Below are 21187 nucleotides of genomic sequence, written 5' to 3'. Positions count from 1 at the left end.
CTGTGTGAAGAATCGTGGGAGCTGTTTTTTTATTATCCTTAAGTAGCGCAAGGAGATCCTCGAGACACTTGTAGTAAGGCTTAGGATCACCAGTTGTACGCGATAATGCAGAACTTATAATTTCATTATTGAAGGTATCAACCATTAAAGTCCATTTATTATTTAATCCACCTTTGGGTCTTCCCATCATTAATACCTCCGTTTTATCTTTGATTTTATTATTACACAAAAAAAGTAGACAAGTCTTTTTTACTTGTCTACTTTTAGTTTACTACTCCACCGAGGTGGCTCTTTTTAATTTAAGCTTTTATGAGGCCCAAGAATATGAATTTCAAATTCATGATCATGTGCATCAATTTCAAGGATGCTGTTATCTTCCACATCCTTTTCAATAAGAAGGTATGCAATTTTGGTTTCAATTTCACGTTGTATAAAACGCTTCATTGGTCGTGCACCATAGGTTACATCGCTACCTTCCGCAACAATTAAATCAATTGCCTTGTCTGTAACACTTAATTTAAGGTTACGTCTTCCAATACGGACCGCAAGCTCATCAATGAACTTACGAGCAACATCATGAAGCACCGCATCGTTTAGTGCATTAAAGACAATGATTTCATCAATACGATTGATAAACTCAGGTTTAAAATGTGCTTGGACCGCTTGCATGTATTGTTTGTCTCTACTTGCTTGATCCGATTCAAAAGCAAACTGACTTCCAAGATTCGAGGTCATAATGATGATTGTATTTTTAAAATCAACCGTTACCCCTTTACTATCCGTAATGTGTCCATCGTCCAGAATTTGAAGGAGTACATTAAACACATCCGGATGTGCTTTTTCAATCTCATCCAAAAGCACGATTGAATACGGATGACGACGTACTTGTTCCGTCAATTGGCCACCTTGTTCGTAACCAACATATCCAGGAGGGGCACCAATAAGTCTTGATACGCTGTGTTTTTCCATATACTCGCTCATATCGATACGAATAATTCGGTTTTTATCGTCGAAAAGCTGTTGGGCTAAAACACGAGCAACTTCAGTCTTCCCAACACCTGTTGGACCCAAGAACATAAATGAACCTAAAGGTCTATTCTCATCTTGTATTTGTGCCTTCGAGCGAAGAATTGCATCTGTAACTGTTTGAAGGGCTTCATCTTGTCCTTTAACATACATTTCCAACTCATGTTTAAGGTTCAAGAGTTTTTCACGCTCGGAAGCTACAAGTTTTGTGATATCAATTTGTGTCCAACGCGATACGATTTCAGCAATCAACGCTTCATCAACTACTTCTTGAATCATGCTTCCAGAATTTTCGTTATCATTGCTTTCTTGAATTTGACGTTCAAGGGCAGGAATGGTTTCGTATTGTAGACGTGCAGCTTCTTCATAACGCGCTTCATTTTGTGCTTTCTCAAAGTCTAAACGTGCACGTTCTAAAGCCTCTTTCGCATCTTTAACCCCATCAACTTGTGCTTTTTCTTTTTCCCATCGTGCATAAAGATCTTGATAGGTCTCTTTGAGGTTGCTGAGTTCTTCTACAATCTCATCACGACGTTCAAGCGTCTTCGCATCAGTTTCTTTTTTTAGGGCAGCTTCTTCAATTTCAAGTTGGCGTATTTTCCGTGTTAATTCATCCAATTCTTCTGGCATCGATTCCATTTCGACGCGAATGGAAGCACATGCTTCATCAATCAAGTCGATGGCTTTATCCGGCAAGAAGCGATCTGTAATATATCGATCCGATAATTTCGCAGCCGCTACAATGGATTCATCCAAAATTTTAACACCATGATGCGATTCAAAGCGATCTTTAAGACCTCTTAATATGGAAATGGTGTCATCTACTGAAGGTTCACTTACAGATACACGTTGGAAACGACGTTCAAGTGCGGCATCCTTTTCAATGTGTTGGCGGTACTCATTATACGTTGTCGCACCAATTAGGTGGAGTTCACCACGGGCTAACATCGGTTTTAATAAGTTTGCGGCATCCATGGATCCTTCTGTTTTACCTGCACCTACAAGATTATGAATTTCATCAATAAATAGAATGATGTTTCCATCTGCTTGTTCTACTTCTTCGAGAACCGCCTTCAATCGCTCCTCAAATTCACCGCGGTATTTTGCGCCGGCAATCAAAGAGCCCATATCCAACTCGATGAGTTGTTTGTTTTTCAAGCTAAAAGGCACATCACCACGCATAATACGCCATGCAAGTCCTTCAGCAATCGCAGTCTTACCAACACCCGGTTCTCCAATTAGAATTGGGTTGTTTTTGGTTTTACGTGATAGAATTTGGATTACTCTTCGAATCTCATCATCACGCCCGATAATAGGGTCAATCTTACCATCACGAACATCCTTCACCAAATCACGTCCGTATTTTAACAAGGCATCAATTTGATTTTCAGCTTGGGGTGAATCCATGACTCTTCCGGACCGATGACTGAGAATTGAAGCCTCGATTGTGCGGGTATCCACAAGATTACGATATGCACTTACAGCTTCCAAAATTCCCAGAAAAAGGGCAAATAGGGAAATATAGGTATCCCCTTGTTTCGTTGACCATGCTTGAGCTTTCGCAAAAACATGTGTGATTTCTTGGTCCATGGTCAATTGTGCACCTTGCACCTTTGGAAGTTTATCCAACCGTTCATCGGCAGATTGAAGAAGTTTCGACTTATTCGTTCCTGTCTCTTCCAAAATTAAATCGAGATCACCTGAATTCAAAAGTGCTTTCATCAAGTGGGCTGACGACACGGCACTGTGTTGCATTTGTGTCGCATAGTTCACAGCTTCCATTAAAGCTGCTTGAGCTTTTTCAGTTAAATTTTCGTAGTTCATGCAATTCACCTCCATTTTAGCAATTAACTACTTAGAGTGCTAATATTTAATTTAAAGAAAAGTGACGTGTGTCACTTGAACGCTTTTTTAAAGCGGTCAAAGACACTATCACCTTTTACTTCTGTTTCTTTTAACGCTTCTAAATGTTCACGTTGTTGACGTGATAATTTAGTTGGAACTTCTAATTTAACTTCAACATATTGGTCTCCCATACGTCCTGATCGAAGGTCTTTAACCCCTTTTTCACGAAGTCTAAATTTAGTATTAGGTTGTGTACCTGCAGGTATTGTTAATTTAACATCACCATGCACAGTTGGTACTTCAATCTCCGTACCCAATGTGGCATCGATTACTGATAAAGGAATGTTAATATGGATGTCATTCCCCTCACGTCTGAAGTGCTTATGTGTTCCAACTACAATCTCGATAAAGAGATCGCCGTTTGGTCCACCATTGGCGCCGCGCTCACCCTTACCAGAAACACGTAATTGTTGTCCGGTAACGATGCCCGCAGGAATTTTAATATCCACTTCGACACGCTTTGTATTATATCCTTTACCATGACATTCGCCACAGCGTTTTGTAATTGTTTTACCAGTACCACCACAGTCTGGACATGTTGCTTGAGATTGGAACACACCAAAAGGTGTACGTTGTTGCGTTACCGTTTGACCCGTTCCACCACAACGTGAACATGTCTTGATATCATCTTTGCTGTGTGCACCCGAACCATGACACGATGTACATTCTTCATCGACATTTAAAGTCACGGATTTGTTGGCACCAAACACAGCCTCCATAAAGTCAATTCGCATACTCATAAAGCGATCTTGACCCTTCATAGGTCCATTAGGATTACGACGTTGGCCTCCGCCTCCGCCGCCGAAGAATGAACTAAAGATATCACCGAAATCATCAAATCCACCGCTAAAGCCGCCTCCAAACCCGCCGGCTCCTTGATCAAAGGCAGCATGGCCAAACTGATCATAGTTCGCACGTTTTTGAGAATCACTAAGGACTTCATAGGCTTCTTGGACTTCTTTAAATTTAGCTTCAGCACCATCCTCTTTGTTAATATCAGGATGGTACTTCTTCGCTAACTGGCGATAGGCTTTCTTAATTTCTGCATCTGTGGCAGATTTACTTACTCCAAGTATTTCATAAAAATCTCTTTTATCTGCCATATCTACCTCCGAAAGTTTTTAAACTAGTTTTTTTCTTCAAATTCAGCGTCAACAACTGTTTCATCACTTGACGAAGCATCTGCTTCAGCTTGACCTGCTTGTTGTTCATACATTGCTTGTGACATTGCTTGAGCTGCTTGTTCTAATTGATCAAGTTTTTCTTTTAATGTTTCAAAATCATTGTTATCCATTGCTGTTTGCAATTCATCACGTAATTTTGTAACTTCTTCTTTTTGAGCATCATCCACAGGTGAATCTTCACTTGCTAAGGACTCATCAATTTGATGAATGAATTGTTCTGCACGGTTTTTAAGCTCTGCTTCTTCTTTTAATCGTAAATCTTCGGAAGCATTTTCTTCAGCTTCTCGAACCATGCGTTCGATTTCTTCATCACTTAATCCTGAGCTGTTTGAAATTGTAATGGATTGTTTTTTGTTTGTTCCCTTATCCATTGCTGAAACGTTTACGATACCATTTACGTCAATATCGAATGTAACTTCAATTTGAGGAATACCTCGTTTTGCAGGAGCAATACCATCTAATTTAAATAAACCAAGTGATTTATTGTCTTTAGCCATTGGACGTTCACCTTGTAAGACGTTAATGTCTACAGCGGGTTGATTATCTGCTGCTGTTGAGAATACTTGTGATTTTGATGTTGGGATTGTTGTATTACGTTCAATAAGAACGGTCATCACACCACCCATTGTTTCAATACCTAATGATAATGGTGTAACGTCAAGAAGTAACACATCTTTAACATCTCCTGAAATAACACCACCTTGAATTGCGGCACCCATTGCAACAACTTCATCAGGGTTAACAGATTTATTTGGTTCTTTTCCTAACTCATTTTTAACAGCTTCAACCACAGCTGGAATACGTGTTGATCCACCAACAAGCAATACTTGATGAATATCATTTTTAGTAAGTCCAGCATCTTTTAGTGCTTGACGAACTGGAACCATTGTACGTTCAACAAGGCTCTTTGTCATTTCTTCAAACTTAGCACGTGATAATGTTGTTTCCAAGTGTAATGGACCATTTTCGCCTGCTGAGATAAATGGTAATGAAATTGAAGCATTTACAGTTGAAGATAAATCTTTCTTCGCTTTTTCTGCTGCTTCTTTTAGACGTTGCATAGCCATTTTATCGGATGATAAATCAATACCATTTTCTTTTTTGAAAATATCGACTAAATAATCAACAACGATGTGGTCAAAGTCATCTCCACCTAATTTGTTATCTCCAGCAGTTGATAATACTTCAAATGTACCATCTGCTAATTCAAGAATGGAAACGTCGAAGGTACCACCACCAAGGTCAAATACTAATACTTTTTCTTCATCTTTATCTGTTTTATCGATTCCAAATGCAAGCGCAGCCGCAGTTGGTTCGTTAATAATACGTTCTACTTCTAAACCTGCAATCTTACCAGCATCTTTTGTTGCTTGACGTTGTGCGTCATTAAAGTATGCAGGTACGGTAATTACAGCCTTCGTAACTTTTTCACCAAGATAATCTTCTGCATAGCTCTTCATATAGCCTAAGATCATTGCTGAGATTTCTTCTGGTGTATACTCTTTTCCTTCAAGTGTAACTTTTTCGCCTGTACCAATTAAACGTTTAACTGATACTGCGGAGTTAGGGTTTGTTACAACTTGACGTTTCGCTGCATCCCCAACAATACGCTCACCATTTTTAAAGCTGACTACAGAAGGTGTTGTACGATTTCCTTCTGGGTTTGTAATTACTTTTGCTTCTCCACCGTCCATTACGGAAACAGCTGAGTTTGTTGTTCCTAAATCAATACCAATAACTTTACTCATAATATATATCCTCCTATTGACTCACTTTTACAAGACTCGCACGTAGAATGCGATCTTTTAACATATATCCTTTTTGGAATTCTTCAATAACTATATTGGATTCAACACCCTCTTTTTCCTCTGTCATCATTGCTTGATGAATATTTGGATCAAAGGGTTGGTTCAATGCATTAATCGGTTCAACACCTTCTGCTTTAAGCGATGCCATTAACTGATCGTAAATCATTTGTACACCATCTCGTAAAGCCTCATCAGTTGTTTCTTGTTTTAATGCACGTTCCAAATTATCTAACACAGGCAACACATCTGCTGCAAATCCTTGAATACGGTATTTACGCAGTTGATCATGCTCGCGTTGCAGACGTTTTTTTAAATTTTCTGTATCTGCTAACATTTTAAAATAGTCGTTTTTTAACGTTTCAATTTCTTTTCGTAAGGCTTCATTCTCATCAATTGCTTCATCATTTTCAGAAGTATCATTTACTGAGTCTGAAGTTTCAATTTCTTCGCTGTTTGTTGATTCAAGTACTGTTTCATCTTGAACTTCTTCATGCAATTCTTCAGCGGTTTTATTCGTCTTGCTCATCATTGCCACCTTTCCCATACACCGTTTCGATCATCTCCGAAACATAATCCATCAACGAGACAACGCGACTGTATTCCATTCGACTTGGTCCCACAATCATCAACTTATGCTCATGATTATCGAGTAAATTAAACGAACTGGATACAACGGCCATATCATCAACCCAAACAATTTCACTTTGATCGCCTTTTTTAAGACTCAAGTGATTTTGTCCTGTGGATAAGTTACGCCACATTTCACTGTTTTCGAGCATATCCATCATTTCACGAAGTTTCTCTATGTTTGAGAATTCTGGCTGGTATAACATATTTCGTTCACCGCTTAAATAGACTTCGTCTTGAGCAAATTTAATAAATGCTCCTACAAACGCTTCAAAGAGTACCTCATATTTTTCAATTCGTCTTGATAAAATTGGTCTTAAACTTTCCATCTTATCAACAACTTCTGAAAGTGCTGTACCTTTTAATCGTTCATTTAATATTGAAGTACACGCCTCAAGGTCATTCACATCGACTTTACTATCAAAATTAAAAATTCGATGCTCTGCATGCCCTGACTCTGTAACGAACACGGCCATTGCATTAAATTCGCTCAATGGAATTAATTGAACACTTTTCAGTGTTTCATTCATCGCACTGGGACCTAATACAACCGTGGTTAGATTCGTCATCTGTGATAAAATATCACAGCTTTGTCGAATCGCTTCATCAATACCGAGTCGTCGATCGGAGAAAATTTGAGCAATCGCGGTTTCAATCCCGTAATTCTCTTCTTCATCCATGAGGTGTTCTACATAGAATCGATACCCTTTTGTTGAAGGAATGCGTCCACTGGACGTATGTGTCTTTTCCAGTAGTCCTATTTTTTCTAAATCTGACATCTCATTTCGTATTGTCGCAGACGAGTATGATAAGTTATATTTATCGATTAACGTCTTCGAACCCACTGGTTCAGCAGTGTTAATAAACTCTTTAACAATCGCCTTAAATATCTCTATTTTTCGTGGCGTCAACATATTATTCTCGCCTCCTAAACACTCTATTCTTTGTGTCTAGTATTATTCTACACCACGAGTTTAGCACTGTCAACCTTTAAGTGCTAAAAAATAAAAAAGGACCTAATTGTCCTTTTTGTAGTATCGTACTTTACTTATACCATAATCCTTAACGCAGTCTAGATAAAACCCGTCAATCACATCCGGCAAATCATAGTTCTTATCCGTCTCACAAATTATTAAGCCATCCTCTGCAACCAAATTACGCTTAATAATGATTTTGATAATTTCAAGGGTATGTTCGTATCGATATGGAGGGTCAAGGAAAACAAACTCGAAAGATCCAGATACCGTCTCCAATAATTTCATTGAGTCGCCTTTTTTAAGTTGGACACATCCTTCAAGATCAAAAGTTTTGATGTTATCTCGAATAACGTTATAAGCACGCACATCTTTCTCAAAAACAACTGCATGTTCGATGCCTCGACTGATTGATTCAAGAGCCATAGCTCCCGATCCCCCAAAGACATCTAACATTTTTCCTTCATTAAAAAATGGCCCAATCCGATTAAAGATTGCTGCGCGAACTTTATCGGTCGTCGGGCGCGTTGTATCTCCTTTTAACGTCTTAATTGGTCGCGAACCAAATGTTCCTGCTACAACTCTCATTACACTACCTCTGTTAAGCGTTTCAAATTCTCTTTGCGTTTCATTTCTTCTTGTTTTATGCGTAATTGATCTTTACGTTTGATATTAATAATTCCCATTTCATAACGTGAAATGACATTTTGTGTTAACCCGATCGCCAACATAATCGCCATACGACTGGATCCCCCTTTAGAGATAAACAGAAGTGGTACTCCAGTTAACGGAATCAACGCGGTAATACCTCCGATATTAAAGATAAAGTGAATCATAATATAAGCAACAGTACCCATTAAGATAACTTTATCCGATTCTTGTTTCACTTTGAACGAATACTTAACGAGTTGATACAACATCGTACCATATCCAATTACAATAATTGAGAATCCAATCATGCCTAATTCTTCGATTGTGACAGCGAGAATAAAGTCAGTATGCGCTTCAGGAAGATACCCATATTTGATTAGACTATTTCCATAACCCATCCCAAACATGCCACCTTTAAACATTGCAACCATTCCATTAAAGATTTGGTAGCCACTACCATAGCGGTCCAAGAATGGATTTGAGGACGTTTTAAAACGACCAATCATATAAGGTGGGATATTTAATTTCTCAATAAGACTAATACCAAATGAGGAATCTAAAAAGATCAGTCCAACAATTCCCACACCTGCTAGGATGAACATCCACTTTTGTAATCGCGTTAGTTTATCATGAGATGGAATTAATACACAGATATAAGCAATTCCAAGAATAACAACCGCCGACCCAAGGTCATGCTGTGCTTTCACAACAAAAAGGAAAATCGCAAGAATAATAAAGAACGGCTTCTTTACTAAATCAAATGTGCTTGCCTTCGTCCGTTTATTTCGATCTGCGAGAAACGTCGCAATGGTTAAAATTCCGAAAATCTTTGCAAACTCACTGGGCTGAATGGTCATAATTTTAAGATTAATCCAAGCTTTTGCACCATTAATGGCCGGGAAAACGAGCGTAATCCCCAAAAGACCCACCATTAAGAGTAATATTTTGGCGTAATTCTTTCGAAAATAATTAAGCGAAAATCGCCGCGCAACCATAACCATCATAATATAGGATACAATTACAAAAACAAGCTCCTTAACTCCGACTAAGACTAATGACTTGGCTGTACTTCCTGATGTCATACTTCCGGAGATAACCATAAGGACCCCAAAGATATTTAATATTAACGCTGCTGCATGAATTGGGCGGTTATAGCCCATTGGCATTTTAAGTGATATTTTTCTTTTCTTCATGGCTTTATTCTATCATAGATATAATGAAAAATAAGCGAAAGCCTTTCAAAAAGAGTAAAAATACGATAAACTATGCTTAAAGAGTTTGAATAGACCCACATATAATTCATACTTAAATATTATAATATATGTAGTGTATATTATTTATTTTTATCATGGAATAGAGGAATTTTAAATGCACGATATAAATATGGACACAATTGTCCTAGATCCAAACCCAGTTCTGCGTCAAAAATGCGAACCGGTGTCTTTTCCTTTGTCGGAAGAAGACCGTAATACACTTGAAAACATGTTGCAATATGTTCGTGATTCAAGGGATCCTGAACTTGCTGAAAAGTATAATTTGCAACCAGCAAATGGCATTGCCGCACCTCAAATTGGTGTTGCGAAACAAATGACAGCCCTTGTTGTTGATTTTGAAGATAAGCATGGCAATGTCAAAACCGTTGAATATGCCTTAGTGAATCCTAAGATTGTTTCTCACTCAGTAAAACAATGTGCGCTCAGTTATGGTGAAGGGTGCTTATCCATTCGGAAAGATTATCCTGGCCTCGTACGTCGTAGTCAACGCATCAAAGTTTTAGCGTACGATATGATTACAGACCAACGTATTGAGATTGTCGCAAAAGACATCTTAGCAATTGTTTTACAACATGAAATTGATCATTTAAATGGTGTGCTCTTTTACGATCACATTGATTCAAAGGACCCATGGATGGCTGAAAAAGGACTTAAAATCATAGAATAGGAGATTATATGGACGAAAAAAATATGAAATTAAGAAAAACCGATACCCTAGTCTATGCTTTAGGTGGCTTGGGCGAAGTCGGTAAAAATATGTACTGTATTGAACATGATGATGAAATTATCATTATTGACTGTGGGGTAATGTTCCCCGAAGAAAACTTATTAGGTGTTGATTATGTCATTCAAGACTATGCTCACTTAATTCGCAATCAAAAGAAAGTCAAAGCGCTTGTGATTACACACGGCCATGAAGACCACATCGGTGGAATTCCTTTCTTACTCCAAAAAGTTAATGTTCCTCAAATCTATGCACCTCAATTTGCGAAAGCACAAATTGAGCGCAAGCTTGAAGAACGTAAAATAAGAACAAAACATAAGATTCAAGAAATTGATTCAAAATCTACCATTAAAACAAAACATTTTGTTATTGGATTCTTTAATGTCGTTCACTCAATCCCAGATGCTCTTGGTGTTCTTGTAAATACGCCAAATGGTCGTATTGTTTCAACTGGAGATTTCAAATTTGATTTAACACCGGTTGGAAATAATCCTGATTACCAAATCATGTCATATATGGGCGAGATTGGTGTGACCTTATTGATGAGTGACTCAACTAATGCGGAAGTTAGCGGATTTTCCATCAGTGAAAAAGAAGTTGGTCGCGAAATTAAACGCATTTTCAATAAAACGGAAGGACGCATCATTATCGCAACGTTTGCCTCAAATGTTTATCGCGTTCAACAAATTATTGAAGCAGCTATTGCGGATGGCCGCAAAATTGCAATCTTTGGTCGTTCCATGGATAACGTTGTAAATATTGCTCGTAAACTTGGACATATCGATGCTGCTGATAAACATTTCGTTAATGCGCATCAATTAAACAAATTACCTGCAGACCAAGCCTGTATTATTTGTACAGGAAGCCAAGGTGAACCACTCGCTGCTCTAAGCCGTATTGCGAATGGAACACACCGTCAAATCAGCATTATGCCTGGCGATACTGTTGTATTTTCTTCAAGCCCAATTCCTGGAAATGCTACCAGTGTTTCCCATGTTGTAAACCAATTGACACGTGCAGGGGCAAATGTTCTCACGAACTCACCTCTAAATTCAATTCATACAACAGGTCATGCTTCAAAAGAAGAACAAACACTGATGCTTCAATTAATCAAACCAAAATTCTTTATGCCAATGCACGGTGAATACAAGATGCTAAAAGCACACCGTCAAACAGCAATCGAAACGGGTGTTGATCCAGATAACATCTTTATTTGTTCAAATGGTGATGTCGTTGCCCTTCGTGACGGTGTTGCGTTTATGAGCGATACACGAATTCAAGCAGACGATATTTATGTTGATGGCAATGATTCCAGCGGTTTATCCACAGCTGTTCTTAAAGATCGTAAGATTTTATCCGACAGTGGTCTTGTTTCAGTCGTTGTTACCATCGATTCACGTCAAAATAAAATTTTATGTAAACCAACGATTGTGACACGTGGATTTGTATTTATTAAAGAAAATCAAACATTACTCAAAGAAGCTGAGCTTGTTGTCTATGAAGCGTTAAAAAAACGCATGACAAAAAAAGTTACCTTCGGGGAAATCAAAAACACAATCCGTGGTTCGCTTGAGCCATTCTTATACAAACATACACAACGTAACCCACTTGTTATTCCTGTAATCTTAAATCAAAAAACAGCAATGGCACCGGTTAAAGGTGAATCAAAAAAAGAAAACACGACTCAAGAAGCGAAACCTGTAAAAAAACAGAAAAAAAATAACAACAAACCCAATCACGAACCGAAACAACAAAAGGATGCTAAAAAACCAAAATCACCAAAATCACCAAAACCTCAACAACCGCGTAAAGCATGAGTAAAAAAAAGTTAGCGGTTTTACTGGGGTTAATCGCAATTACGTCATCTCTAATCTATTTAGAAATGACACATTTTGCACCCCAGCGTGTTAAGTTGCGTATTGAAATGGTGGAATCAACACGCATTCCTGCATCCTTTAACAATCTTTCGATTGGATTTTTATCCGATGTGTACAGTCATGATGATAATCTCGATAAGGCCTTAAAAGAACTTGATTCGTTTAAGCCAGATATGATTATTTTTGGTGGTAATCTATTTAAAGCAGCACCATCAGAAAAAGAACAAACTGAAATGATTGAAAAACTAAGTAAGTTGAATGCGAAACTTGGTAAGTATGCGGTATTGGGTGAAAATGATATCCGTAAAGCAAACGAAGTAACACAGGCTGTGTTAACGAAAAGTGGATTCAAACTTATTTCAAATACTAAAATTGATGTTCATAACTTTACTAATGAATCGATTCAACTCGTTGGAATCGATGCAAACAATGACATCAACAAAGAAACTGAGTTCCCTTACCCTTCAACATCCGAAGACATCTTCAACATTACCATTGCCAATAATCCGGATAATGTTAAAGAGTTTGATGATACTGAAGTCGATCTGATGCTCTCTGGAAAAACCATGGGTGGTTACATTCGTTTACCACTCATTGGATCGATTACCGAGTCCTCAGATTATATTAATAAACGTCAAACGGTTGATGAGACAACCCTCATCATCTCTTCAGGAATTGGTTTAAAAGAACCTGAAATGCGCCTTTTATCAAATCCTGATGTAATGATTGTTATTTTAAAAAGCCCAGAAGCATAGGGCTTTTTTTTGGAGGTATTATGAATCATAAAGAACAATCTCATAAATGGATGCAACAATTCCTCAACAATGACGCTGTTGTTGTTGATATGACCTGTGGTAATGGCTATGATACACAATTTCTTGCGTCACAAGCAGGTCATGTATATGCAATTGATATTCAAGAAGAAGCGATCGAAAGTGCAAAAAAACTGAATCAAGGATCCACGAATATAACCTATATTCATTCCGATCACAGTCGTGTCAATTTCAAAGAAAAAGCACCCTTTACAGGTGCTATCTACAATCTTGGATACTTGCCTCGAAGCGATAAGTCGATCATCACAACATCACATACGACGGTCGCTTCCCTCAAAATTATTATACCTTTGCTGACTGATTTTTTAGTTATCGCTTGTTATTTAAAACATGAAGGCGGTTATGAAGAGTATGTGGCTGTTCGTGATTATATCGTCTCAACCCACTTGCCTTATGAGACCTTAGAATATGAAACACCGCTTAGTCCCATTACATTTCTTGTTGATCTAAGAAATAACGCATCATAACCCGCTCTCGTGCATGAACCAGCTCATTAACCCCTTCTTGAGGCTGATTGAGTGTTTCAAGCCACATTTCAGGGAAACACCAAATAACATCGTCAAATAACTGTTCTTCAAGACGCGTTCGAGCTGAATGCGTCTTTTTTGTAATGTAACAGACAAAATAATTATGCACCGTTGTGCGATTTAATAAATTATAGACGTCCACAATACTTGCGAGATATGAAATTGAATCAACTTCATATCCCAGTTCCTCATGAATTTCGCGATGAACCGCTTGAACCATCGACTCACCAACTTCAATGCCACCACCGGGTGATTCGTAGTGATTTCGTTTACCAAATAAATCCTGGCCTTTAATCAAAATCATCGCACACTGTCCCAATTCATTCATGACAAAACAACGAACGGTATTACGAACATGACAGATATTAGCCTCTTTAAATTGATCATCCTCGAGATATTTAACGATCATTTGAAACCTCCTTGTAATAGAAAAAAAGACGCACGCTGCGCCTTTCAATGAAGTTGTTGAATCACACAAATATCTTGGGTGGGGGGGTAAAGAATATTTGGTGTTCAACCGGTCATCACTGACCATGTACAATAATACGCTCTTGGTCATTTATTGTCAAGGATATAACCAAAAATTAAATTTTTATTAAGATTTACTTTGATAACAAAGTAACAAGTATCGAGTAACGTATCGAAAAGAGGGTTTCCCCTCTCTTCAATTAATCATTATGACGTCGTTTTAATGCAATTCCCAACCCTAATAGAATAATGCCATTGTAAAGGTTAACATTTGAAACTCCTGTTTTAGGAAGTGTCGAAGTCGCGGTGACTTCATTATTTTCCAGTTTGGAAGTGCCATCTACGGAGTCCACTTGGTTTGTGTCTTGCTCCGGTTTCGCTTCTGGCTTTTCTTCTGGCTTTTCTTCTGGTTTTTCCTCTGGTTTTTCCTCTGGTTTTTCCTCTGGTTTTTCCTCTAGTTTTTCCTCTGGTTCTTGAGGTTCTACCACTACATCTTTCAGTTCAAGTGAATTCCTTGCATTTTCGAGATTTTCCACCGCCTGATTCAACTCTTCTGGTGAAACAGGTTTGGGTATTGCAATGCTTCTAAATTGACGCCCTTGAATTCGATTCAAGACTGCCTTTGCCTCTTGAAGTGCATTTTCAAATTTTGAGAAACTTGCTTCAGTATACTTTGATTCATCAAGATTGCGCGCCTCTTCGATTTGTTGTTCCAATCGCTGAATCAATGCTTCATCAAGCTTAATTGGTTTTAAGTTTAAGATTGCATCTTGAAGTTTATCCACAAGTGCATCAATCTCATCTTGGGGGAGATCATGGTTCCCACGCATTGCTTTCACAGTATCAATGGATTCATGTAGTGCTTTAAAGGATGACGCGTCATAACGGTTTGACTCAAGTTCATCAAGGACTTCCATGAGTTCATCAACGGCTTCCCAATCTTGAGGGTTATCAATTCGCTCAAGCAGTGACAAGGCGTGTTTTAAGTTTTCAGCTGCATCGTCAATATCTTGTTGCGTTGATAATTCTAATGCCGCAATCGTACGCGCGTGTTTATGTGCATCATGAAGACGAATGAGGCTGGATTCTGTATAGAGATTTAGATCAACTGCATCCGCTTCTTGAATCAATTCCTCGAGGTATTCTGTATTGCGGATACGTTTTAAGCCACCCATGGCCTCCTGTAGCGTTTGTACCAATGAATCTATCGCCTCTTGACTGTCTACATCATTTCGTGATGCTTTAACATGTTCCAGCACATCTTTAAGTGTTGCGATGCTCGCGTCTGTGTAAAGCTTGATATCAATGGATGCCGCTTCTTCAATGAGAGCATCAAGTGCTTTTGTGTCTAATTTTAACACGAGCTGTTCCAGTGCTTCATGGAGTCGTTCATGCATTGACTCATAGTCTTTTTCGGTTCCTTCATTACCTGAAACCAACGCTTTAGCTTCTTCGTAGACTGCATCAAGTTTAGCTAAAGAGTCTTCCGTATAGACACTTCGATTCATCGCTTCGATTTCATGCAGACGTTCTTGAAGTTTCACATACTCAATATTTTGAATTTTTTCGAGTTGTTTAATTGCATCAGTCAACGTGGTAACCATCATTTGATAATCGTTTTCTTGGCTACTTTCTTGATCAATCAGTGATTGTGCTTCATTGATCACGGCATCCACAAGCTGAAGGGATGCTTCAGTATAGATTTTACGATCAAGCGCTTGATATGCTTTGAGCTGTGTAACCAGTGCTTGATATGATTTCGATTGAACCAGTGTGATAAGGACTTCATCAAGAGCCACATCACCTTTCACATCAAAAGCATACTCACGGACATTATCCGGATATCCTTTCGGTAATGATTTGAGTGTCAGTGTGTATTGTCCCAGTAGCAATTCCGTTTGTAGATGATCTGCACCACTTATCCCCTCAAATACCGTTTCACCAACACTATTTTTAATCATAAACGGTACTGTCACAGCTTCCCCTACATCACTTGTAATGTGAATTGAGGTCAAGGCCTTGGTTTCAGTTGGAATTTCAAAGGCAATACTGTTTTTAAAACTTTCCTCTGAAAAATCGGGTTGAATGGTGTAATAAATTAAACCATCGTATTCCTTAAAATTAAATTCTTTAAGTGCAACCGTTCCTTTTTTCTCATTTCGAATAGATTGAACCGGTTTTGTATCCTCAAGTTTGCGGTAGAGATGAATCGTTGTTTTTTCAGGAACATGTTTAAATGTTAAGGATCCAATCCCATTTGATTGTGGTTTTGCTTCTACTTGACTAAGCAGTAGATTATTCGGTTTTGGGAAAGAATCTGTTTCAAACATCTGCCATTCATAAATTCGAACGGCTTGCCATGGCGATGATCCCGCTAAGTCGATTTTTAATTTCCATTCCTGAGCCGTAATCGGTTGATCCAACAAGACATCCGTCACCGCTTCACGATTGTTTCGTATTTCTTTTGCGAGGACCCAATTTCCCTGTTCATTTTTATAATGTAGCGAGAAGTTAATCGTATTCATGTCTTTCGCTTCACCGCCATACTCAGCATGTTCAACACGCCAACGTTTAATCGTGCGTGCAGCATCAAGTTTAATATCCATATAACCGCTGCTCTTAGGTGATGATGCCCATTTACTGTTTCCTTGTGCGGTTCCATCCAATGCTTTTGACGCTGGTTCCGCATCGTTTTGGTGACTGACACCAGTAACTTCCGCATTTAATGCTACATTGACCGGAACTTCCATCTCAACCACTTCACTTCGGTTTAAATCGACACCCCAATCAAAACGACCTACACTTGGTTCACCACGATACCCCTCTTTATTAACTGTTTTAATTTGAATGGTTGTATGATTGTCTTCAAATGCATTCGCATCACTTCGGGTGATCTTATCCGCATAGAAATGGTTATTTGTACTGGTTCCTAATAATACGGCTACACCGTCATTATTAACTTGATAGACTTCATAGTACTTGGCACCCTCTACCGTGTCCCATGTCGCTCTAAATTGGCCCATACGTGCATCCGAAAGTAATTGTTCTGTAACAACAATATTGGATGGACCTGCTAGAAGCGGTGCGGTGTTTGTATAGACCTGAATTTGACCGAGATTCACTTTAATCGGTCCCGTTTGATTAGCTCCAACGTTTAAACTTAATGCATACATAACAGAACCACTATAATCCGCTAAGTCAATCGTATGGCGTACCCATCCGTTTTCATCGGATGCAAGCGTAAAATGTGTTGCATTATGGTCTTTATAGTTTTCATCAAAAGATACCCCTAATTTTAATGATGTATTCGGAGTTGTTTTGGTAACGATATCAATTTTTGTCGTATCGGTTACATTTAATTTGGTACTATATAACATCACTTCATTGGCGTCCCCTGCTTTAAAATCACCTTCTATTTTTAAAGAATTGCCGCCATTATACGCATCATCAAAATCGTAAGCAATGGCGGCACGTGGCGCACCTTCTTTGAGATCTTTAACCCAGAATCGCCATGTTGGCATAATATCTTGAATTGCGCGATTATGCCATGCGCCTTCACGGGCTAAAACACCATCTGCAAACCATTTACGTCCGTGACCGGAATTAAAACTTGTTTGGAATTCAGTTCCGGTAATTACAGATTTATCCACTACATAACGTGACATCCCCTTCCAATTTTGGGAATCATCCGCTAAAGTTGGATCGCCTTGTGGACCTGTATATAAGATGTTTTCTTGGTTATGGAAATCTTCAGGATCTTTCGCAAGCCCCATGGTTGAGTTGGATGCATACAATGCAATGGATGATAAAATACGTTTATCCGTACCAATTAAAGTCCGTGCATCAATATTTGTTTTATGTGAACGTTGTTGGATTTCAAAACCGGTATAGGCCGCAAAAGGATCACGACCGATTGATTTTAAGTAGTCTGAAGTTCCTTGCACACGACCTTGCCAGTTATAGTTAATAAAGAATTCATCAACACCAAAGTCATTATCGTGATCAACCGGTTTCATCCATAAATCATTATATTGATTGATGGCATTTTGATGACTCACGTTCCCATTATTTGCCATAGCATCATACCACGAGATATTTATTGGGTAACCCATATCTCTTGATTTTTGACGCATATAACGCAACATTGCATTCAATTGATTTGCTACACGCTGGTTGGAACCATACGTCTCTTGGTTAAAGAAATAGCCATCAAAGCCAAAATATTGAGCAATCTCAATCATCTTATCAGCTGCTGGAAATGAACCGTCAGGATTTTGTTGGACCATGGCTTCAAGTTCTTTTAGGGAGTCGGGTTGACCACTTCCCCAAGGAAATCCTAACGTAGCATAAACCGGTACCCCATTTTTATGCGCCGCATCAACGATATCTGGTGAAGGCAACGCAAAAATTCCTTCATCCGTACCCGCCCAGTATATAAGGGAATCAATGTACTGCCAGTTATCAAATGCGTAAATATTAAAATCACTACCGCCCGTTGATGGTGAGCTGTCATGATTTGCATTAATGATTGCCGCATTCGTGATCTTTGCATCGGGATGCGCAAGATCATTAATTTGATGCCCTTTAAAACGATTGGTATTTAACGGTATGGTTGATCGATTTAATGCAGCATCAGGATCTGTTTCTGGACTCCATTTCATCAATGTTTCAAGTCGAAATGCAGGTGATAACGGTTGAAGCGATAGACCCTGGTGATATGCTTCATTCACCTCATCCGTTCCATCCCCCGTTACAAGTGCGTGAGATGGCATTACAAAAAAAGGTAATAGTAACGAAAAACTGGTGACAACCACAAGTGTTGTCTTGAGATAAGACTTAAATCTAGAATTTCTTTTCATAAATATCCCCTTTCAAGTGTGCATACGTTTCCGGAAAACGCTTACACTACTATGGTATTTTGAATCGAAGTTCTGAACAAGTCACAAATCATATGTTTTTGGGTATAAAAAAAAGACCTTAGGGTCTTTTAGTTTTTGGTTGATTGACGTGGTGTGTAAAGATAACTGAGTTCGATCTCTTTATCTTCAACCTCATCTTCATTGAGCATCTTGGTAAGAACACGCATTGCTACGGCACCAAGATCATACGATGGAATTGCGAAACTTGATAAACGAGGACGCACCATTGAGTTGTATTTCGTATCAATTAAGCATACAATTTCTAAATCTTCAGGAATATTCATATTACGCTCATGCGCTGCATTCATTGCGGAGATCGCTTGAGAATCACGGTTTGCAATTAAGAAATTGTAATCCATGGATTCAATATGGTCTAAGAAATAGTCATAGGAACGTCGATATTCTACAGGAATTTCAATATATCCGTCATCATCGATGCCTAATTCTTTATATGCACGTTGTACCCCAGAAACCATTTGGTTTGTAGTAAAATCATTTTTACGGTCTTGAATTACCGCAACACGATTTTTAGGATCCATTTGCATCTTTTGCATTGTCAGTTCATAAACTGCCTTTTCAATATCAACATAAACAGATGAAATTTGTTTATCAGACATTTTATTTCCAATAATTACGATTGGGAATTGATATTTATTCAATTCAGCCAATTCATTTTCCATAAGTTTATCATTATAGATAATTACACCATCCACACGAGATTTAATGATATCATCAATAACATCTTTAATATCCACAATACCTTCGGTCATTGTGTGAAGCATAATATTATATTTATAAATTTTTGCGACATCAATCAAACCATTGATGATTTGACCGGTATAGCCAAAACTTGCTTCAGGTACGAGTAACGCAATCGTCGTAGTTTTTTGTAAAGCAAGGCCTTGGGCAATAGCATTTGGTTTGTATCCTAATTTATCAATTGCAGTTTCTACTTTAACACGTGTCTCTTCACGAACAATTTCGAGACCATTGATTACACGTGATACAGTAGCGAGTGATACCCCTGCTTCTTTCGCTACATCATAAATCGTTACACGTTTCATACTTCTTCATCCTCTTTTACTTCATCTAATTTTTTATCGAGTTCACGAACTTGTTTTTCTGCCGCTTCCACAATATTTGAAGATTCAATCATGGATTCAGCATCTTTAGATACTTGATCCAGTTCTTCTTCTAACGTATCCAGGAAACTAAATGCGTCTTCTTCAAATTCTTGAGCTTTTGTTTCAACGGTTTCTTCAACAAAATCAGCAACTTTTTCTGCACCATCTTGAACTTTAACTTTAACGGTTTCAGCGCCTGCATGAACTTCTTTTGAGACTTTTTCAGCCTTAGCCTTTAATTCTTGTTCAGATACCCAATCCGTAACGTTTTTTGTGGTATCTTTGACAATTTGAGCGCCAGCATCAACAGCCTCTTTTGTTTTTTCTTTTACAATATCAGTGCTTTTAACAACACTTGGATGTTTTGAAAGATCATCCAATCCTTTTTGCATTTTCTTTAAACCCGATAGTGCCCCTACTTTTAAGCGGTCAAACGTTTCAGATTCTTCAACTTTTTGAAATGTAGTCTTTGCGGATTCAAAAATACCCGACGCAAGATTACCAAGATCATCAAAGAATTCATTGCGTTCTGGAGCTGCACGAAGCACTTCTAATGCGGAATCCACAATATCTTTATTCTTAACAAGTAAATGTTCTGCGCGTTCTTGAATAAGTTGACTATCCTTAAAGCTTGCAATAATTTCCAATGAACGGACATTCATATCATTAATGGTATTTAATGTTTTATCTCTAAACGTTAAAAGACGTTCTTGACCATTTTTAGCGGCAATAATTTCATTACTTTCACTATAAAAGTTATAAACAACATCATCAATTTGATAAACAAGTTCATTTAAAATTTCATCATATTTACTCATAAATTCCAAAATCCTCCTCTTTTTCATCTCCAGCTTTTTGAACATCCGAATTCTCTGGGTTTCGGCCATTTCGACGTTTATCGAAGAAATCTTTTGTCCAATTTACAATGGTATCCGAATGCTTGGCCCCATAACTTGCGACCGAGCTGACAGCACTAACGGCTGATTGATTGACTAAATCCACTGTATTTGTGACATTATTTAATGTATTTAAAGGTGCTTGAAGTTGATCCACTGAACTTTGTGTCGAGTCAATAACACCGTTTACACGGTCAATTGTTTTCGGCAAATCCCTCACAACAACATAAACACGATACAAAATCATTGCCAATATAATTAAACAAACTACACCCACAATTGGTGCAATTAAGATTGATACTTCACGTAAATTCTGAATTAATGCATCCATTCTATCACCTCTCTAATGTCATTATAACTGTATATGAAA

16 protein-coding genes and 1 pseudogene are annotated in these 21187 nt (G+C 38.2%); 4 read left to right on the top strand and 13 right to left on the bottom strand.

Going from position 1 to position 21187, the window contains the following annotated elements:
• The 8 genes and pseudogenes from EPJ90_RS04415 to EPJ90_RS04375 form a co-directional block, all read right to left on the bottom strand.
• Positions 1-190 (bottom strand): annotated as a pseudogene (locus tag EPJ90_RS04415) (hypothetical protein); the annotation flags it as partial.
• Between the two features lie 104 nt (positions 191-294).
• The gene (locus EPJ90_RS04405) at positions 295-2850 is read right to left on the bottom strand and encodes an ATP-dependent Clp protease ATP-binding subunit (RefSeq protein ID WP_200542713.1); all 2556 of its coding nucleotides are present in this window, start codon (positions 2848-2850) and stop codon (positions 295-297) included.
• A gap of 71 nt (positions 2851-2921) precedes the next feature.
• Entirely contained in the window at positions 2922-4034 is a 1113-nt protein-coding gene (gene dnaJ, locus EPJ90_RS04400; protein ID WP_161636615.1) for a molecular chaperone DnaJ, read from the bottom strand.
• Between the two features lie 23 nt (positions 4035-4057).
• The gene (gene dnaK / locus EPJ90_RS04395; RefSeq protein ID WP_161636616.1) at positions 4058-5863 is read right to left on the bottom strand and encodes a molecular chaperone DnaK; all 1806 of its coding nucleotides are present in this window, start codon (positions 5861-5863) and stop codon (positions 4058-4060) included.
• Between the two features lie 13 nt (positions 5864-5876).
• The gene (gene grpE, locus EPJ90_RS04390; RefSeq protein ID WP_161636617.1) at positions 5877-6449 is read right to left on the bottom strand and encodes a nucleotide exchange factor GrpE; all 573 of its coding nucleotides are present in this window, start codon (positions 6447-6449) and stop codon (positions 5877-5879) included.
• Positions 6433-7464 carry a heat-inducible transcriptional repressor HrcA gene (gene hrcA / locus EPJ90_RS04385; protein ID WP_125164666.1) on the bottom strand — a complete coding sequence of 344 codons (1032 nt, stop codon included), beginning with the start codon at positions 7462-7464 and terminating at the stop codon, positions 6433-6435. The genes grpE and hrcA overlap by 17 nt, the downstream gene beginning before the upstream one ends.
• 102 nt (positions 7465-7566) lie before the next feature.
• Positions 7567-8112: a 16S rRNA (guanine(966)-N(2))-methyltransferase RsmD gene (rsmD, locus tag EPJ90_RS04380; RefSeq protein ID WP_161636618.1), complete on the bottom strand. Its 546-nt coding sequence runs from the start codon at positions 8110-8112 to the stop codon at positions 7567-7569.
• On the bottom strand, positions 8112-9368 hold the full coding sequence (locus EPJ90_RS04375) for an FtsW/RodA/SpoVE family cell cycle protein (protein ID WP_161636619.1): 1257 nt from the start codon (positions 9366-9368) through the stop codon (positions 8112-8114). Before EPJ90_RS04375 ends, rsmD begins: the two co-directional genes overlap by 1 nt.
• Before the next feature lie 175 nt (positions 9369-9543).
• Here EPJ90_RS04375 and def point away from each other — a divergent pair, with 175 nt between their 5' ends.
• The 4 genes from def to EPJ90_RS04355 are packed head-to-tail and all read left to right on the top strand — an operon-like array spanning position 9544 to position 13350.
• Positions 9544-10116: a peptide deformylase gene (gene def, locus EPJ90_RS04370; protein WP_200542712.1), complete on the top strand. Its 573-nt coding sequence runs from the start codon at positions 9544-9546 to the stop codon at positions 10114-10116.
• 8 nt (positions 10117-10124) lie between these two features.
• The gene (rnjA, locus tag EPJ90_RS04365) at positions 10125-11990 is read left to right on the top strand and encodes a ribonuclease J1 (protein WP_161636621.1); all 1866 of its coding nucleotides are present in this window, start codon (positions 10125-10127) and stop codon (positions 11988-11990) included.
• Positions 11987-12805: a metallophosphoesterase gene (locus EPJ90_RS04360; RefSeq protein WP_161636622.1), complete on the top strand. Its 819-nt coding sequence runs from the start codon at positions 11987-11989 to the stop codon at positions 12803-12805. The genes rnjA and EPJ90_RS04360 overlap by 4 nt, the downstream gene beginning before the upstream one ends.
• Positions 12806-12825: 20 nt before the next feature.
• The gene (locus EPJ90_RS04355) at positions 12826-13350 is read left to right on the top strand and encodes a class I SAM-dependent methyltransferase (protein ID WP_125164671.1); all 525 of its coding nucleotides are present in this window, start codon (positions 12826-12828) and stop codon (positions 13348-13350) included.
• Here EPJ90_RS04355 and EPJ90_RS04350 read toward each other — a convergent pair.
• The 5 genes from EPJ90_RS04350 to EPJ90_RS04330 all read right to left on the bottom strand — a co-directional run bounded on the left by EPJ90_RS04350 (position 13313) and on the right by EPJ90_RS04330 (position 21148).
• Entirely contained in the window at positions 13313-13819 is a 507-nt protein-coding gene (locus EPJ90_RS04350; protein WP_161636623.1) for an NUDIX domain-containing protein, read from the bottom strand. The two genes, EPJ90_RS04355 and EPJ90_RS04350, sit on opposite strands and share 38 nt — an antisense overlap.
• A gap of 259 nt (positions 13820-14078) precedes the next feature.
• Positions 14079-18737, bottom strand: a complete 4659-nt coding sequence (locus tag EPJ90_RS04345; RefSeq protein ID WP_161636624.1) for an endo-beta-N-acetylglucosaminidase — start codon at positions 18735-18737, stop codon at positions 14079-14081.
• Between the two features lie 128 nt (positions 18738-18865).
• Positions 18866-19861 (bottom strand): LacI family DNA-binding transcriptional regulator, encoded by a 996-nt coding sequence (locus tag EPJ90_RS04340; RefSeq protein WP_125164673.1) that lies wholly within the window; start codon positions 19859-19861, stop codon positions 18866-18868.
• On the bottom strand, positions 19858-20739 hold the full coding sequence (locus EPJ90_RS04335) for a hypothetical protein (protein ID WP_161636625.1): 882 nt from the start codon (positions 20737-20739) through the stop codon (positions 19858-19860). Before EPJ90_RS04335 ends, EPJ90_RS04340 begins: the two co-directional genes overlap by 4 nt.
• Entirely contained in the window at positions 20732-21148 is a 417-nt protein-coding gene (locus EPJ90_RS04330) for a hypothetical protein (RefSeq protein WP_125164675.1), read from the bottom strand. Before EPJ90_RS04330 ends, EPJ90_RS04335 begins: the two co-directional genes overlap by 8 nt.
• Between the last annotated feature and the right edge of the window lie 39 nt (positions 21149-21187).

The sequence above is a fragment of the Erysipelothrix sp. strain 2 (EsS2-7-Brazil) genome (genome assembly GCF_016617655.1).
Lineage (GTDB): Bacteria > Bacillota_I > Bacilli_A > Erysipelotrichales > Erysipelotrichaceae > Erysipelothrix > Erysipelothrix piscisicarius.
Note: the sequence above shows the minus strand (reverse complement) of the source record. Positions and strands in the feature narration are given on the sequence as shown.

Coding starts and splice junctions, on each gene's coding strand:
- EPJ90_RS04405 (WP_200542713.1), bottom strand. CDS start 2,850: ATGAACTACGAAAATTTAACTGAAAAAGCTCAAGCAGCTTTAATGGAA.
- dnaJ (WP_161636615.1), bottom strand. CDS start 4,034: ATGGCAGATAAAAGAGATTTTTATGAAATACTTGGAGTAAGTAAATCT.
- dnaK (WP_161636616.1), bottom strand. CDS start 5,863: ATGAGTAAAGTTATTGGTATTGATTTAGGAACAACAAACTCAGCTGTT.
- grpE (WP_161636617.1), bottom strand. CDS start 6,449: ATGAGCAAGACGAATAAAACCGCTGAAGAATTGCATGAAGAAGTTCAA.
- hrcA (WP_125164666.1), bottom strand. CDS start 7,464: ATGTTGACGCCACGAAAAATAGAGATATTTAAGGCGATTGTTAAAGAG.
- rsmD (WP_161636618.1), bottom strand. CDS start 8,112: ATGAGAGTTGTAGCAGGAACATTTGGTTCGCGACCAATTAAGACGTTA.
- EPJ90_RS04375 (WP_161636619.1), bottom strand. CDS start 9,368: ATGAAGAAAAGAAAAATATCACTTAAAATGCCAATGGGCTATAACCGC.
- def (WP_200542712.1), top strand. CDS start 9,544: ATGCACGATATAAATATGGACACAATTGTCCTAGATCCAAACCCAGTT.
- rnjA (WP_161636621.1), top strand. CDS start 10,125: ATGGACGAAAAAAATATGAAATTAAGAAAAACCGATACCCTAGTCTAT.
- EPJ90_RS04360 (WP_161636622.1), top strand. CDS start 11,987: ATGAGTAAAAAAAAGTTAGCGGTTTTACTGGGGTTAATCGCAATTACG.
- EPJ90_RS04355 (WP_125164671.1), top strand. CDS start 12,826: ATGAATCATAAAGAACAATCTCATAAATGGATGCAACAATTCCTCAAC.
- EPJ90_RS04350 (WP_161636623.1), bottom strand. CDS start 13,819: ATGATCGTTAAATATCTCGAGGATGATCAATTTAAAGAGGCTAATATC.
- EPJ90_RS04345 (WP_161636624.1), bottom strand. CDS start 18,737: ATGAAAAGAAATTCTAGATTTAAGTCTTATCTCAAGACAACACTTGTG.
- EPJ90_RS04340 (WP_125164673.1), bottom strand. CDS start 19,861: ATGAAACGTGTAACGATTTATGATGTAGCGAAAGAAGCAGGGGTATCA.
- EPJ90_RS04335 (WP_161636625.1), bottom strand. CDS start 20,739: ATGAGTAAATATGATGAAATTTTAAATGAACTTGTTTATCAAATTGAT.
- EPJ90_RS04330 (WP_125164675.1), bottom strand. CDS start 21,148: ATGGATGCATTAATTCAGAATTTACGTGAAGTATCAATCTTAATTGCA.